This window comes from Brevundimonas sp. SH203 (assembly GCF_002157625.1).
Lineage (GTDB): Bacteria > Pseudomonadota > Alphaproteobacteria > Caulobacterales > Caulobacteraceae > Brevundimonas.
Map to the genome: position 1 here is coordinate 1 of NZ_BDMM01000007.1, position 14413 is coordinate 14413.

The 14413-nt window shown below is 66.1% G+C and carries 16 protein-coding genes; 5 read left to right on the plus strand and 11 right to left on the minus strand.

Annotated elements, in window-relative coordinates:
- Nucleotides 1–264: 264 nt before the first annotated feature.
- The 4 genes from SH203_RS13650 to SH203_RS13665 all read right to left on the minus strand — a co-directional run bounded on the left by SH203_RS13650 (nt 265) and on the right by SH203_RS13665 (nt 2591).
- Complete coding sequence (locus tag SH203_RS13650; protein ID WP_087121509.1) at nt 265–471, minus strand: hypothetical protein; 207 nt, start codon at nt 469–471, stop codon at nt 265–267.
- A 55-nt stretch (nt 472–526) separates the two neighbouring features.
- Nucleotides 527–817 (minus strand): DUF167 family protein, encoded by a 291-nt coding sequence (locus tag SH203_RS13655; protein ID WP_087121510.1) that lies wholly within the window; start codon nt 815–817, stop codon nt 527–529.
- 78 nt (nt 818–895) lie between these two features.
- On the minus strand, nt 896–1825 hold the full coding sequence (locus tag SH203_RS13660) for an electron transfer flavoprotein subunit alpha/FixB family protein (protein ID WP_087121511.1): 930 nt from the start codon (nt 1823–1825) through the stop codon (nt 896–898).
- 1 nt (nt 1826) lies between these two features.
- Nucleotides 1827–2591, minus strand: a complete 765-nt coding sequence (locus tag SH203_RS13665; RefSeq protein ID WP_087121512.1) for an electron transfer flavoprotein subunit beta/FixA family protein — start codon at nt 2589–2591, stop codon at nt 1827–1829.
- A 116-nt stretch (nt 2592–2707) separates the two neighbouring features.
- Between SH203_RS13665 and SH203_RS13670 the strand changes: the two genes are divergently transcribed.
- A complete protein-coding gene (locus SH203_RS13670) occupies nt 2708–3052 on the plus strand; it encodes a hypothetical protein (protein WP_087121513.1) in 345 nt (114 codons plus the stop codon).
- Between the two features lie 9 nt (nt 3053–3061).
- On the opposite strand, the gene SH203_RS13675 is transcribed toward SH203_RS13670, so the two are convergent.
- Both SH203_RS13675 and SH203_RS13680 read right to left on the minus strand, forming a co-directional pair.
- On the minus strand, nt 3062–3634 hold the full coding sequence (locus tag SH203_RS13675) for a cob(I)yrinic acid a,c-diamide adenosyltransferase (protein ID WP_087121674.1): 573 nt from the start codon (nt 3632–3634) through the stop codon (nt 3062–3064).
- Between the two features lie 2 nt (nt 3635–3636).
- Nucleotides 3637–3840, minus strand: a complete 204-nt coding sequence (locus tag SH203_RS13680; RefSeq protein WP_087121514.1) for a twin transmembrane helix small protein — start codon at nt 3838–3840, stop codon at nt 3637–3639.
- Between the two features lie 157 nt (nt 3841–3997).
- Here SH203_RS13680 and SH203_RS13685 point away from each other — a divergent pair, with 157 nt between their 5' ends.
- The 3 genes from SH203_RS13685 (at nt 3998) to SH203_RS13695 (ending at nt 8511) form a co-directional block, all read left to right on the plus strand.
- The gene (locus tag SH203_RS13685; RefSeq protein ID WP_087121515.1) at nt 3998–6160 is read left to right on the plus strand and encodes a TonB-dependent receptor domain-containing protein; all 2163 of its coding nucleotides are present in this window, start codon (nt 3998–4000) and stop codon (nt 6158–6160) included.
- Nucleotides 6161–6206: 46 nt separating this feature from the next.
- Nucleotides 6207–7361 carry a hypothetical protein gene (locus SH203_RS13690; protein ID WP_087121516.1) on the plus strand — a complete coding sequence of 385 codons (1155 nt, stop codon included), beginning with the start codon at nt 6207–6209 and terminating at the stop codon, nt 7359–7361.
- Between the two features lie 82 nt (nt 7362–7443).
- Nucleotides 7444–8511: a type I restriction endonuclease gene (locus SH203_RS13695; RefSeq protein WP_087121517.1), complete on the plus strand. Its 1068-nt coding sequence runs from the start codon at nt 7444–7446 to the stop codon at nt 8509–8511.
- A gap of 7 nt (nt 8512–8518) precedes the next feature.
- Here SH203_RS13695 and polA read toward each other — a convergent pair whose 3' ends face one another.
- The 5 genes from polA to SH203_RS13720 form a co-directional block, all read right to left on the minus strand.
- The gene (gene polA / locus SH203_RS13700) at nt 8519–11431 is read right to left on the minus strand and encodes a DNA polymerase I (protein WP_087121518.1); all 2913 of its coding nucleotides are present in this window, start codon (nt 11429–11431) and stop codon (nt 8519–8521) included.
- A gap of 37 nt (nt 11432–11468) precedes the next feature.
- Nucleotides 11469–12086: a DUF6655 family protein gene (locus SH203_RS13705; protein ID WP_087121519.1), complete on the minus strand. Its 618-nt coding sequence runs from the start codon at nt 12084–12086 to the stop codon at nt 11469–11471.
- Complete coding sequence (locus tag SH203_RS13710; protein ID WP_087121520.1) at nt 12086–12526, minus strand: VOC family protein; 441 nt, start codon at nt 12524–12526, stop codon at nt 12086–12088. Before SH203_RS13710 ends, SH203_RS13705 begins: the two co-directional genes overlap by 1 nt.
- An 87-nt stretch (nt 12527–12613) precedes the next feature.
- Nucleotides 12614–12853 carry a zinc-finger domain-containing protein gene (locus SH203_RS13715; protein ID WP_087121521.1) on the minus strand — a complete coding sequence of 80 codons (240 nt, stop codon included), beginning with the start codon at nt 12851–12853 and terminating at the stop codon, nt 12614–12616.
- Between the two features lie 55 nt (nt 12854–12908).
- Entirely contained in the window at nt 12909–13202 is a 294-nt protein-coding gene (locus SH203_RS13720; protein WP_200808956.1) for a hypothetical protein, read from the minus strand.
- Nucleotides 13203–13386: 184 nt separating this feature from the next.
- Here SH203_RS13720 and SH203_RS13725 point away from each other — a divergent pair, with 184 nt between their 5' ends.
- Nucleotides 13387–14361, plus strand: a complete 975-nt coding sequence (locus tag SH203_RS13725; protein WP_087121523.1) for an ABC transporter ATP-binding protein — start codon at nt 13387–13389, stop codon at nt 14359–14361.
- Nucleotides 14362–14413: the final 52 nt, after the last annotated feature.

Consider the following 14413-nt stretch of genomic DNA (forward strand, 5'->3'; position numbering starts at 1 on the left):
CCCCTTCACCAAACCGGCGATTCGATTGAAGCGCGGAAACTAATCAAACCAACCCAGGAAAGCAAGAAGTTTCTCAACCCCCGCTCCCCTCAAAACCCCGGAGAACCAGCCCCCAAGGCCCCGAAAGACCAGCCCGTTCCCGAGCGAGGCAGCCCTATACGGGGACACATTTTCCGCAGCAAGTAGAATCTGGAAACGAAGCGAAGTTTCTCGCGGAGTCGGAATCGGCGAACGGCGCCCGATACCTTCTGACGCCCTCTAGGATCAGGCCCCGCCTAGCCTGGACATCAGTTCGGGGTCTTTCTCGGCTCGCGCGACCTCGGCGTCGAAAGCCTGACGCGCCTGGTCTTCGTCGTCGAACACGGCGGGCGCTTCGGTTCTCAGACTCACGACGGCGAACCCGTCGTTGCGCTGTTCGAGTGTCACGCCGCTGCGGGCGTGAAGGATTCGCGTTTGCGAGGGATCGGTCATCGGTCGTCTCCAGATTTCGAAGACAACGCGCCGTGAACCGGATTCGTCCCTTCGATCAGGCGTGGGAGAGCCTTTGTTCAATCCGGGCGAGGAGCGCGGCGTCGTCCAGACCATCCAAGGCGATCATCTTGAGCCGGGACTGGCCGCCCCGCGCCAGGGCGACGGTCGATTTCGGAAGACCGAGGCTCTTGGCCAGAAACCGGACCAGGGCGTCATTGGCCTCTCTGTCGACGGGCCGCGCGCGGACGCGGACCTTCAGCACCGGGCGACCGGACGCATCCACGTCCCATCCGTCGATCCGGTCCATCGCGGCGCCGGGCTGCAGCTTCACGGCCAATGTCGCCATCACGGCCCTTCCAGAATGGCGAAAGGGCGCGACGTCGGCTTCGACATCGCGCCCTTGCCGTATTTGATCGCCCAGGCGTCAGCCCAGTGCGGCCAGCAGTTCGGGCACGGCGGTCTTGTAGTCGGCGACCAGACCATAGTCGGCGACCTGGAAGATCGGGGCGTCCGGGTCCTTGTTGATGGCCACGATGGTCTTGGAATCCTTCATGCCCGCCAGGTGCTGGATGGCGCCCGAGATGCCCACGGCGACATAGAGCTGGGGCGCGACCACCTTGCCGGTCTGGCCGACCTGATAGTCGTTGGGCGCATAGCCGGCGTCCACTGCCGCGCGCGAGGCGCCGATGGCGGCGCCCAGCTTGTCGGCCAGCGGTTCCATGACGGCATGGAACTCCTCCGCCGAACCCAGGGCCCGTCCGCCCGAAACGATGATCTTGGCGGCGCCCAGTTCGGGGCGGTCCGACTTGACCATTTCCTCCGAGACGAAGGCGGTCCTGGGCGCATCGGCGCCGGCGACGGACTCAACCGGGGCCGAACCGCCCTCTGCGGCGGCGTTGAAGGCCGTCGGACGAACCGTGATGACCTTCTTGGCGTCGGACGACTGCACCGTCTCCAGCGCATTGCCCGCATAGATGGGCCGCACGAAGGTGTCGGCGGACACGACCTCGACAATGTCGGAGATCGGGGCGACGTCCAGTTTGGCGGCGATGCGCGGCGCGAAATTCTTGCCGTCGGTCGAGGCCGGGGTCAGGATCGCGTCATAGTCAGCGGCCAGCGGCGCGACGGTCGCCTCGACCGCCTCGGCCAGGCCGTGGCCCAGACCGGCGCTTTCGGCCAAAAGCACCTTGCGGACGCCCGCGATCCTGGCGGCGCTGTCGGCGGCGGCCTGCGCCCCCTGCCCCACGACCAGAACGTCCACGTCGGACGACAGGCCGAGCGCGGCGGTCACGGTCTTGTTGGTGGTGTCGCGAACGGTCGAACCGTCGTGATCGGCGATGACGAGGACAGCCATATTACAGCGCTCCCGCGGACTTGAGCTTGGAAACCAGTTCGGCGGCGTCGGCGACCTTGACCCCGGCGGACCGCTTGGGCGGTTCCGTGACCTTCACGACCTTCAGACGATCAGCGACATCGACGCCGTAGTCGCCGACCGCCTTGACCGCGATCTCCTTCTTCTTGGCCTTCATGATGTTGGGCAGCGACGCATAGCGCGGCGTGTTCAGCCGCAGATCGACCGTCACCACGGCGGGCAGTTCAGCCGCGACCGTCTGAAGGCCGCCATCCACTTCGCGCGTCACCGTGGCCTTGCCGCCGTCGATGACCAGCTTGCCGGCGAAGGTCGCCTGGGGCCAGTCCAGCAGGGCGGCCAGCATCTGACCCACCGCATTATTGTCGCCGTCGATGGACTGTTTGCCCATCAGGACCAGGTCCGGCTTCTCCTCGTCGACCACCGCCTTCAGCAGTTTGGCGACGGCCAGCGGCTCAAGATCCGCATCCGACTGGATCAGCAGGCCGCGATCCGCGCCCATGGCCAGGGCCGTGCGGATCGTCTCCTGGGCCTGGGTCACGCCGATGGAGACGACCACGATCTCGGTCGCCGTGCCGGCCGCGTGATGCTCCTTGCCTTCCTTCAGACGAACCGCCTCTTCGACCGCGATCTCGTCGAACGGGTTCATGCTCATCTTGACGTTGGCCAGATCGACGCCCGACTGATCCGCCTTGACGCGGGCCTTGACGTTATAGTCGATCACCCGTTTGACGGGGACGAGTACCTTCATGGGTCTATCCGTGAAATCGCCTGAATGCAGGGGCAAGGACATGGAGCGGTCGCGAAGGCCTGTCAATGTAACGTGGCGTCAAGCTGCGGCTGCGATTTCACCTAACGGACCACCAGATGAAGCGTTTCCTGACCTTTCCCCGCCTGGCGATGATTTTCTTCGGCCTGTTCGGGCTCGCCATCGTCGGGATCTTCGTGCTGCAGGACTATTGGGTCGCACCGGGCAAACGGTGCGAGGCGGCGGGCAAGTGGTACGACATGGAAAGCCGCATCTGCGCCCAGCCCATCTCCATCGCCCAGATCACCGGCCGTCCCAACGGCATGTCGCGCGAGGAGGCCTCGGCCGAGAAGAACCGCGAACTGGTCCGCATCGAACATGAGCTGGCCGCCGAAAGCCGCGCTCGCGCCGCCGAGGCCCAGCGTCAGAAGGCGGCCCTGGCGGCCGCGCGACCGGCGGCCTGAGGACGACGCCTAGCGAGTCGCACCCGGCTTCCATTTGACGTCGCCGGCGCCGTTGGCGTTGGCGCGCCGGGCGGCGACGAACAGATGGTCGGACAGCCGGTTCAGATAGCGGATAGCCGCGCCGTTCACCGCCTCCCCGGCCTCGACCAGACGCACCGCCTCACGCTCGGCCCGGCGACAGACGGTTCGGGCCATGTGCAGATGCGCCGACAGGGGCGCGCCGCCGGGCAGGATGAAGCTGTCGAGCGCCTTGAGGCTCTCGTTCATCCAGTCGATCTCCTGCTCCAACCGCTCGACCTGGCTGTCGATGATCCGCAGCGCCTCCCACGCCGGGGGCGGATCGAGCGGCGTGGCCAGGTCGGCGCCCAGGTCGAACAACTCGTTCTGGATGCGGCCCAGCATGGCGTCGATCCGGTCGTTCTGGCCGCTGTTCAACCGCGCGATGCCGATCACGGCGTTCAGTTCGTCCACCGCCCCATAGGCTTCGACCCGGGCGTCGGTCTTGGAGACGGGCGCGCCCGAGGCCAGTCGCGTCTGACCGCCGTCGCCGGTCCGGGTGTAGATCTTGTTCAGCGTCACCATGATCAGCCGCCCCGCGTCGCCTTCCACATCATGCCGATCACCAGCAGCAGCACCGCCACCGCCTGCAGGCCGACGCGCAGCCGCATCAGCCGATTGGAATGGCTCAGCGCATAGTCTCCGCCGCGAAACAGCGAATAGAGCCCCAGCCCCAGGGTGACGGTCACGGCGACGATGGCGGCGACGATCAGAAGGTCGAAAATCTGCATGACGTCGTTCTAGACCCGGATCGCGACCGGGCGCCAGCGTCGGGCGCCGGAGCGTCATCCGCATACGGCGCAGCTTGCGACGGATCGGCGCACCCCCCTTGGACGACGATTGCGAATGATGTTGAGAGGCGCTCGCAATTAATTGGGGCTGCTTCACATGACGATTTCGACCCGCTCACGCCTGCTGGCCGGCGCCTCCCTCGCCTTCGGCCTGACGGCCAACGCCGCCTGGGCCCAGAGCGCGCCGCAGCCCGTCGCCGGCCAGACCGCCGAGCTGGGCGAGATCGTCGTCACCGCCTCGGGCTTCGAACAGCGGATCACCCAGGCCCCCGCCTCCATCAGCGTGATCCCGCGCGCCGAGATCGAGGAGGTGCGCGCCGTCTCCATCGCCGAGATCCTGAACAATGTCGAAGGTGTCGACACCGGCGCCGCTGTCGGCAAGTCGGGCGGCCAGACCATCAATATTCGCGGCATGGGATCGGACTACACCCTGGTCCTGATCGACGGTCGCCGCCAGAACACGGCCGGCAGCGTCACCCCCAACGGATTCGGCGAGACCGCCACCAGCTTCCTGCCCCCGGTGTCGGCCATCGACCGGGTCGAGGTGGTGCGCGGCCCCGTCTCGACCCTGTACGGCTCCGACGCCATGGGCGGGGTGGTCAACATCATCACCCGCAAGATCGGCGACAGCTGGCATGGGTCGGCGACGGCCCACTACACCCTTCAGGGCGACGAGGAGTTCGGCGACATTCGCGGCGGCGACATCTATTTGGCCGGGCCGCTTGTGGCCGATCGCGTCGGCGTCTCGATCCGGGCCTCGCGCTCGGAGCGGGAGCAGTCCCGACTGACCTATGAGACCGTCGCGGGCGTCCAGACCCCGGTGTCCGGCTTCGGCCGCAGCGCCACCGCCAACCAGATCTGGTCGGCCGGCGGGCGGGTGGCCTTCAACCTGCATCCCGACCATGATCTGTGGATCGATGGCGACGTGACGCGCCAGTGGTACGACAACTCCAAGGGCCAGATGGGCACCGCCACCACCGCCGGCGGCTATGACAAATTCCTGGAGTTCAATCGCGACCAGATCGCCGTGGCCCACAACTGGCGCCTGCCGTTCGGCGTGCTGGAATCCAACTATTCGGTCGCCAGAACCGAGACCCGCGGCCGGATCATTCCGAACGGCGTCGCCGGGGCCGGCGGGGCCCGCAGTCTGGAGAGCGAGAACCGCATCTTCGACACCAAGCTGTTCTCCCAATGGCGTAACAACACCTTCACCGTCGGCGGCCAGCACTGGGACGCCGAAATGACCGACGGCGTGGTGTCCGGCGCCTTCAGCCACACCCAGTGGGCCGTCTTCGCCGAGGACGAGTGGCGTTTCACCGACAGCCTGGCCCTGACGCTGGGCGCGCGCCACGACGACCACTCGACCTTCGGCTCGCACTTCAGCCCGCGCGCCTATCTGGTGTGGAACCCCAACGCGGTCTGGACCGTGAAGGGCGGCGTCAGCCAGGGCTTCAAGACACCGCGTCTGGAACAGCTGGCCTCGGGCATCAACGGCTTCGGCGCCCAGGGCCGCCTGCCCCTTCTGGGCAGCCCCGGTCTGATGCCGGAAACCTCGACCTCGACCGAGTTCGCTGTGCTGTATGACGACCACAGCCGCCTGCGGGCCGGAATCACCGTCTTCCACAATCAGTTCGACGACAAGATCGCCAGCGGCGTGCCGATCGCCAACTGCCTGTTCGGCCTGACCCAGGCCCAGTTCGCCGCCGGCGGCTACAACAAGTCCGGCTGCTACGACGTGGGCTTCTACACCGCCTATATCGCCGGGGTTCCCACCTTCGGCCAGAGCGTGAACATCGATGAGGCGGTGACGAAGGGGATCGAGGCCACGGCCCGCTTCCGCTTCGACGACGCCTGGACGCTTCAGGGCAACTACACCTTCACCAACAGCGAACAGAAGTCCGGCGCGGCGGCAGGTCGGCCCTTGACCGACACGCCCGAGCATATGGTGAACGCCAATCTGCGCTGGGTCGCCAACGACCGGCTGAACCTGTGGCTGCGCGGCGAATATCGGTCGTCGCGTTACCGGGGCGTGGGCGACGCCCAGACCGCGCTCGGCGACTACAAGGCCTACAGCCTGTTCCACCTCGGCGGCGCCTATCGGATCGACGACAATCTGACGGTGAACGCCGTGGTCTATAATGTCTTCGACAAGGACTTCGTCAGCCTGCTGCCCTACGGCAGCCCCGTGGCCTATGCGCCGGAATTCGCCAACAATCAGGAGCCGCGCCGCCTCTGGGTTTCGGTCACGGCCGCCTTCTGAGGCGGCCTAAGCCATTTGGTGACGATTTCGCGTCTAGGCTGATCGCATGACCGATCGCGCCGTTCGCAGCCTGGAACATCTGAAGAGCTCGGCCTCCACGGCGCGGGTGCTGAACCTGCTGCGGGTCTGGGAAGAGAACGGCGACAGCGGCCCGGACGGCGCCGTGCGCAATCCAGAATGGGCCAGCTTCCCCATCTTCCGCACCACCGCGCTGAACCGCGCCCTGATCATCAAACACCGGCTGCGCCGCAACGAGACGGACCTGTTCACCGGCCGCCGCCAGGTCGTCACCAAGATCGTCATCCCCATCGACGAGGCGGACCTGAAGACCGGCGGCCGCTATGTCTTCGTCAATCAGATCGGCTTCGAGCGGATGATGATGGAGGCGTTCGGGGTGCCCGCCAGCCATCCCGACATCGCGACCCTGCGTCTGATCGACAAATTGCCGTCGCTCGATCCCTTCCTGCTGCGCGAACAGCTTCGACGCGGCGGGCTGGACCCGGCCTCATGCTATTTCTCGATCAGCGAAAGCGATCTTCAGCGGATGCTGGCCTTCGTGCGCAGCGAGATCGAACCCCTGGTCACGCTCAGCCTTGGGGCGGATACGATTGCGATCAACGCCGATTCGGCCGGACGGATGGCGGCCAAGATCCTGTCCAACACGCCCGGCGACCAGCTGGACGCCCTGCGCCTGACCCTGCGTCTGGCCCCGGAACAGTACCAGGAGGGGGTCTTCTGCTGGAAAGGCTTCCTCTATTACAAATGGACGCTGGCCGCGCTTCTGCACGACGTCGCCACCGTCGCCGAGGCTGTTCGCACCATTCGACCCGTGGGCAAGATCGACCGTCCCGCCAAGGAATATCTGGCGCGCAGCCGCGACGTGCTGCGCGGCCGGATCATCAAGACCTGCGACGAGGTCAGCCGAACCCTGCGCGTCTATGACGACGCCTACGCCAAGCTGACGCTTGAAGGACAGCCCACCGCCTTCCGCGACTTCCTGCTGGATGCGCCGTCGATGTTCGCCAAGCTGGGCGACCAGCTGGGGGCAGTCCAGCACATCGTCAGCTACTGGCGCTTCCGCTTCGGTCCCAACGCCTCGCCGGTCAATGTCGAGGAGCTGATGGACATCTTCATGGACTTCGAAACCGGCCTCCTGGGCCGCGGCGAACTCCCCGACGACATCGGCATGGCCGCCGCCTGACGGCGCCGCACACTCGCTTTAAGGTATATAGACTCTCCCGCAGGTTGCTGATTAGCTCGGGCTGTCAGAATTGGGGGAAGCCTTGGACATTCAAACGAAACTCGCCGAACTTCAGAAGCGGACGATGGAACACCGCGAGGTGTTGCTGACCGAAGAAGCCGCCAAGACGGCGCTCGTCATGCCGTTCATCCAGGCACTTGGCTACGACGTGTTCAATCCGTCCGAGGTCATCCCGGAATACACCGCCGATGTCGGCACCAAGAGGGGCGAGAAGGTCGACTACGCCATCTGCGACGGCGGCAAGGTCCGCATTCTGGTCGAATGCAAACCCAGCAACGTGGCGCTGAATCTCAACCATGCCAGCCAGTTGTTCCGCTACTTCTCCGTCACGGATGCGCGGCTCGCCATCCTGACCAATGGCGTCGTCTATCAGTTCTATTCGGATGTCGAAGCCACCAACAAGATGGACGACAAGCCGTTTTTCACCTTCAGCATGGATGCGTTGAAGCCGACCGACGGGCGTACCGTCGAGAAGTTCACCAAACTCTCGTTCGACATCGACAAGATCGTCCAGGAAGCGGGGCTGCTCAAGCTCCAGTCCCTGCTCCGCAAGGAGCTGGAAAACGAGATGGCCGAGCCTTCGGAAGAATTCGTGCGGATGATGGCCGCTCGCGTTCACGATGGCCGCGTCACGGCTCAGGTGCGCGAAAACTTCGGCAAGATGGTCGTCGCGACCTTCTCGTCGATCATCCGCGACAAGGTCAACGAACGCCTGTCCACCGCCCTGAACGCCACGGGCCCCTCCATGGTCGATCAGGAAGAGGCGCCCCCCAGCGACCCTGAAATGATCGTGACCACCGCTGAGGAAGTGTCAGGCTTCCACATCGTCCAGGCGATCGCCTCGAAACTGGTGAAGCCCAATCGCATCGTCATGCGAGACGCCCAGTCCTATTGCGCGATCCTGCTGGACGACAACAACCGCAAGACCATCGCCCGACTGCACTTCAACGGCGTCACCAAGAAATATGTCGGCACCTTCGCCGAGAAGGGCGAAACTCGACATCTCATCGGCGACCTGACGGACATCTACCAACTGTCGGATCAGATCGAGGCGCGGATCAAAGAGTTGGAAGGCGCCACGCCGACCTGACCTCCGATCAGTGGGCCTCGTCCCAGTTGGCGGCGGCGCGGGCCTCGACCACCAACGGCACGGTCAGTGCGACGGCCGGTTCGGCGGCGTTTTCCATGATGCGGCGGATCACGGGAATGGCGCGTTCGGCCTCGGCTTCCGGGGTCTCGAACACCAGTTCGTCGTGGACCTGCAGCAGCATGCGCGTTGACAGTCCGGCCTCGGTCAGGGCGTTCGGCATGCGGATCATGGCGCGGCGGATGATGTCGGCGGCCGCGCCCTGGATCGGGGCGTTGATGGCCGCGCGTTCGCCGAACTGACGCTCGGCGCCCGACTTGGACAGGATGGCGGGGATGTGGATGCGACGGCCGAAGACGGTCGAGACGAAGCCCGTCTGGCGCACCTCGGCCTTGGTCCGGTCCATATAGTCGCGGATGCCGGGGAAGCGTTCGAAATAGGTCTTGATATAGGCCCCCGCCTCGCCCTGATCGATGCCCAGCTGGTTGGCCAGGCCGAAGGCGGAAATGCCATAGACGATGCCGAAGTTGATGGCCTTGGCCCGACGGCGCGTCTCGGCCGGCATCCCCTCGACCGGCACGCCGAACATTTCGCTGGCGGTCGCGGCGTGAATGTCCAGCCCCGCCTTGAAGGCGCGTTTCAACTCGGCGATGTCGCCGATATGGGCCAGAAGCCGCAGCTCGATCTGGCTGTAGTCGGCGCTGATCAGCACATGGCCCGGCGCGGCGATGAAGGCCTGACGGATTTCGCGGCCCGTCTCGGTGCGGATCGGAATGTTCTGAAGGTTCGGATCGCTGGACGCCAGACGCCCGGTCGAGGCGGCCGCCAGCTGATAGCTGGTGTGGACCCGGTCGGTCTTCGGATCGGCGGCGGCGATCAGGGCGTCGGTGTAGGTGCCCTTCAGCTTGGACAGCTGGCGCCAGTCCAGGATGGTGCGCGGCAAGTCGTGGCTCAGCGCCAGCTCCTCCAGCACGCTGGCGTCGGTGCCCCACTGGCCGCTGGCGGTCTTCTTGCCGCCCGGCAGGTTCAGCTCGCCGAACAGGATTTCGCCGATCTGACGCGGCGAGCCGATGTTGAAGGGCCGGCCGGCGATCCGTTCGGCCTCGGCCTCCAGCTCTGCCATCCGCAGGCCGAACTCGCTGGACAGCCGTTTCAGCCGGTCGGGATCGATGCGGACGCCCGCCGTCTCCATCTCGGCCAGAACCGTCGGCATCCCGCGCTCCAGCGTCTCATAGACCGTGGACAGGCCCTCGCGCGCCAGACGCGGCTTCAGGATGCGCCACAGGCGCAGCGTCACATCGGCGTCCTCGGCGGCGTATTCCGAGGCGGGTCGCAAGGCCACGTGCTTGAACGACTTCTGGCTCTTGCCCGTCCCCGCCACCGACTTGAACGGGATGGGGTCGTGGCCGAGGTGCAGCCGCGCCAGCTCGTCCATGCCGTGTCCGTGCAGACCGCCCTCCAGCACATAGGAGATCAGCATGGTGTCGTCATAGGGCGCCACGCGGATGCCCCGGCGCGCCATCACGGCGATGTCGTATTTGGCGTTCTGCAACACCTTCAGGACCGACGGGTTCTCCAGCAGGGTCTTCAGCCTGGCCAGGGTCGGCGGCTTGTCCAGCTGATGGATCGGCTCGCGCGCCTCGCCCGGTTCGCCGAACAGGCCGCCGTCATTGGCCTGCGGCTCATGCTCGTGGGTCAGGGGGATGTAGCAGGCTTCGTTCGGCCCGACCGCCAGCGATACGCCGCACAGACCCGCATGGGTCGCCGACAGGGCGTCCGTCTCGGTGTCGAAACCGACCACACCGACCTCGGTCGCGCGAGCGATCCAGCGATCCAGCGCCTCCTCGGTCTGGACGCATTCATAGGTCGAGTGGTCGAAGGTCTGGACCTCGGCCGGGCCGTCCACGACCTGGCCATAACGCGGCGTGGCGACCGGGGCGGACAGGTTGGGCGCGCGCTTGGGCGCAAAGGCCGAGACCTCGCTGGGCCCGGCCTTGCCGTCGCCGACCCGGCGTTGCAGCGACCGGAACTCCATCGCCTCAAGAAAGGCCGACAGGGTCGCGGGATCGGGGTCGCGCACCGCAAAGTCGTCGATGGCCTCGGGCGCGGGCGCATCGCAGGTCAGACGCACCAGTTCGCGTGACAAACGGATCTGGTCGGCGAAGTCGATCAGGGTCTGGCGACGCTTGGGCTGTTTGATCTCGCCGGCATTCGCCAGCAGGGTGTCCAGATCGCCGTATTCGTCCAGCAGCTGAGCCGCCGTCTTCGGCCCAATGCCCGGGGCGCCCGGCACATTGTCGACGCTGTCGCCGATCAGGGCCTGCAGATCGACCATCTTCTCGGGCCCGACGCCGAACTTCTCGAACACCTCCGGCTCGGCCAGACGCCGGTCCTTCATCGGGTCCCACATCACGACGCCGCCGCCGATCAGCTGCATCAGGTCCTTATCGGACGACACGATCACCGCCTCGCCGCCCCTATCCCGCGCCTTGCAGGCGTAGGTGGCGATCAGGTCGTCGGCCTCGTATCCGGGCAGTTCGACGCAATGGACCCCGAACGCCGCCGTCGCCTCGCGCACCAGCGGGAACTGAGGCACCAGATCTTCGGGCGGCGGCGGACGGTGGGCCTTGTACTGATCGTACAGGGTGTTGCGGAACGTCTTTTCCGAGTGGTCGAAGATGGCCACCAGATGGGTGGGGCCGTCCGCGCCCTTCATGTCCTTCAGCAGCTTCCACAACATGTTGCAGTAGCCCTGGACCGCCCCCACCGGCAGGCCGTCCGACTTGCGCGTCAAGGGCGGCAGGGCGTGATAGGCGCGGAAGATATAGGCCGAGGCGTCGATCATCCACAGCCGCAGCGCCGGGCCGTCCTGCGTCATCTGGCGTTCGGTTTCTGTCGGCTCGGGCGCGGTCGTCTCGGTCATGGCTGGAACATAGGGCTCCGAAGCCCCCGCGTCAGCGTCAGAATTCGGTCCAGCTCGATCCGGGGTCGCGTTGACCCGGCTGGGCCTGCTGCTGGCCCCAGGACACGACCATGAAGGCCTTGTGGCTGCGGATGCGATAGGTGCCGATCATCGGCGTGACGGCGCCCAGCGGCGCCCCTGTCTTGGCCTCGTAGAGAAAGCCCGAGAATTCGGCGACGCCGACCCGGTCGCGGTGGCTGTACACCGACAGCTCCGGCAGGGAGACGACGTTGAAGGTCTCGTTGATCGGAATACGCATTTCGGGAATGCCGAAGACGCGCCGCATCTGCTCCAGCGACAGGGCGCCGGCGCGAATCTCGAACACGGCGTTGGCCTCGTCCTTGGTGCGGGCCAGGCTGAACCCGGCGTCGGACAGGGCGCCACGAATGGCGCTGACGGCGTAGCGCGTGCCCTCGCCCTGGAAATAGGCGTCGTCCACGAACACCGAGGCCCCCAGCGGCAGGGGCAGGACCAGACCCTCGATGGCCCGGTCCGACGCACGCGCCAGCAGCAACTGTTCGGTCGCCGTGCGCCCGATGTTGCTCTCGGTGGTCGAGGCGCAGGCCGACAGCGCCAACGCCACGGCCGACAGCGATGCGACCCGCCGCAGACCCATCACCAGACCCCGGTGTTGGGCATGGACGCCCAGGGCTCGGCCGGCGCCAGGGGCTCGCCGTCCTGCAGCAGTTCGATGGAGATGCCGTCGGGCGAGCGGACGAAGGCCATATTGCCGTCGCGCGGCGGGCGGTTGATCGTCACCCCGCCGTCCATCAACCGCCGGCAGGCGGCGTAGATGTCATCGACCTTATAGGCCAGATGGCCGAAGTTCCGGCCGCCGTCATACGTTTGCGGGTCCCAGTTGAAGGTCAGTTCGACCTCGGGACAGCGTTCCGCCGCCGACTGCGCCAGGTTCTTTGGCGCGGCGAGGAAGATCAGGGTGAACCGGCCGGCCTCGTTCTCGGTGCGGCGCACCTCCTGCAGGCCCAGCAGGTCGCAGTAGAAACGCAGAGAGGCGTCGATGTCCGTCACCCGGACCATGGTATGCAGATAACGCAAGGGTCGGGTCTCCATCCAGAACAGGCGTTCAGGCGATCCTATAGACCCTGACCGCCCGACCTCGCGACTGAACTGAGGTTACGGCCTTTAGTGCGCCTCGGCCGCGCGGGCCGCCGGACTCAGATATTCGTTCTCGTCGTGCGGATGGGCCGACAGGACGAAGCGGCGGTCGCAATAGCCGCATTCGATGAAATCGTCCTCGCCCATGTCCATATAGACCAGCGGGTGGCCCAGGGCGCCGCCGCCGCCGTCGCAGGCCACGCGCTTGGTCGAAACGACGATCTCTTCGGGCGGCGGGATGATGGCGTCGGCGTGGCGCGGGGGCATGGCGGGGTCCGATGTGGAAGACTTGCGGGCTTCCTAGGCGGCCCCGCCCCCAAGGTCAAACCTCGGACGCCGCCGTCGGACGACGACCCAGCAGGCGGTTCAGCATCGCCTTGCGCTTCTTGAACAGCGTCAGACCCAGGCAGGCCGCGCCGACCCACAGACCGATTTCGCCGATCAGCAACAAACCCGCGCCGGCGACGGCCGCATGGGTCATGTCGATCTGATCGGTCTTGCCGGCCAACAGCACAAGGCCGCCGCCGATATAGCCGATGGCGCACACGGTCATGGCGGCGAAACCGATCAGACGGGTGCGGGTCAGGGGCGTCCTGGAATTCTGAACGACAGTCATGGCGATCTCCATCAAGTTAGGTTGTCTTTATGACAAGTACGCTAGACACAAAGAATATGATCGTCAAGTGTCATTGACACAAGGACAGGCGAACTTGTCGTTCCTTCCATTTGGACAGGTTGGCGAAGGCGGCCGCGCGCCCTACCTATGCCGCTCGCCGTCCCGCCCGAGTGAATAGCCGATCATGTCCGAGACCCTCGCCCTGCCCGACAACGCCATCGCGGTGCGCGGGCTGAAAAAGACCTATGCCGGGTCCAAGAAGGCGCCGCCCAAGACGGCCCTGCGCGGCGTCGATCTGGTCATTCCGCGCGGCTCGGTCTTCGGCCTGCTCGGCCCCAACGGCGCCGGAAAATCTACCCTGATCAACATTCTGGCCGGGGTGGTGAAGAAGTCCGAAGGCTCCGTGACCATCTGGGGCCGCGACATCGACAAGGAGCCGCGCGACGCCGCCGCCGCCCTGGGCGTCGTGCCGCAGGAGATCGTCGCCGACGTCTTCTTCACCCCGCGCGAATCGCTGGAGGTCCAGGCCGGCTTCTATGGCGTGCCCAGGGACGAGCGGCGATCCGACGAACTGCTGGCGGCCCTGGGCCTGTCGGACAAGGCCAACGCCTATGTCCGCGCCCTGTCCGGCGGCATGAAACGTCGCCTGATGGTGGCCAAGGCGCTGGTCCACAATCCGCCCATCCTGATCCTGGACGAGCCGACGGCGGGGGTGGACGTCGAACTGCGCCGCCAGCTGTGGGCCTATGTCCGCCGCATCAACGAAGAGGGCGTGACCATCGTCCTGACCACCCACTATCTGGAAGAGGCGCAGGAGCTTTGCGACACCATCGCCATCGTCAACCGGGGCGAGGTGGTGGCCTGCGAACCGACGCCGCAACTGCTGCGCCGTCTGGACAGCCGCAACGTCGTCGTGACGCCCGAGACGCCCCAGGCGACGCCGCCGGTTCTGGCGGGCTTCGAGGTCACGGCCCGGCCGGGCGGCGCCTTCGCCGTCGCCTATAAGAAGGGGCAGTCGTCGGTGGAGCAGGTCATCAACGCCGTCCGCACCGCCGGCGTCACCATCGCCGACATCACCACCGAGGACCCGGATCTGGAGGACGTCTTCCTGGCCCTGACCTATGGCGACACGTCGCGCGTCGATCCGACAAAGGACTGAGCGACCACCCATCGTAGAGCGTCACCCTTAGGGCTTGGCCCTAGGACCGGAG

Bases quoted from the DNA above. Each gene is read 5' to 3' on its own strand.
- SH203_RS13650 (WP_087121509.1), bottom strand. From the start codon at position 471: ATGACCGATCCCTCGCAAACGCGAATCCTTCACGCCCGCAGCGGCGTG.
- SH203_RS13655 (WP_087121510.1), bottom strand. From the start codon at position 817: ATGGCGACATTGGCCGTGAAGCTGCAGCCCGGCGCCGCGATGGACCGG.
- SH203_RS13660 (WP_087121511.1), bottom strand. From the start codon at position 1,825: ATGGCTGTCCTCGTCATCGCCGATCACGACGGTTCGACCGTTCGCGAC.
- SH203_RS13665 (WP_087121512.1), bottom strand. From the start codon at position 2,591: ATGAAGGTACTCGTCCCCGTCAAACGGGTGATCGACTATAACGTCAAG.
- SH203_RS13670 (WP_087121513.1), top strand. From the start codon at position 2,708: ATGAAGCGTTTCCTGACCTTTCCCCGCCTGGCGATGATTTTCTTCGGC.
- SH203_RS13675 (WP_087121674.1), bottom strand. From the start codon at position 3,634: ATGGTGACGCTGAACAAGATCTACACCCGGACCGGCGACGGCGGTCAG.
- SH203_RS13680 (WP_087121514.1), bottom strand. From the start codon at position 3,840: ATGCAGATTTTCGACCTTCTGATCGTCGCCGCCATCGTCGCCGTGACC.
- SH203_RS13685 (WP_087121515.1), top strand. From the start codon at position 3,998: ATGACGATTTCGACCCGCTCACGCCTGCTGGCCGGCGCCTCCCTCGCC.
- SH203_RS13690 (WP_087121516.1), top strand. From the start codon at position 6,207: ATGACCGATCGCGCCGTTCGCAGCCTGGAACATCTGAAGAGCTCGGCC.
- polA (WP_087121518.1), bottom strand. From the start codon at position 11,431: ATGACCGAGACGACCGCGCCCGAGCCGACAGAAACCGAACGCCAGATG.
- SH203_RS13705 (WP_087121519.1), bottom strand. From the start codon at position 12,086: ATGGGTCTGCGGCGGGTCGCATCGCTGTCGGCCGTGGCGTTGGCGCTG.
- SH203_RS13715 (WP_087121521.1), bottom strand. From the start codon at position 12,853: ATGCCCCCGCGCCACGCCGACGCCATCATCCCGCCGCCCGAAGAGATC.
- SH203_RS13720 (WP_200808956.1), bottom strand. From the start codon at position 13,202: ATGACTGTCGTTCAGAATTCCAGGACGCCCCTGACCCGCACCCGTCTG.
- SH203_RS13725 (WP_087121523.1), top strand. From the start codon at position 13,387: ATGTCCGAGACCCTCGCCCTGCCCGACAACGCCATCGCGGTGCGCGGG.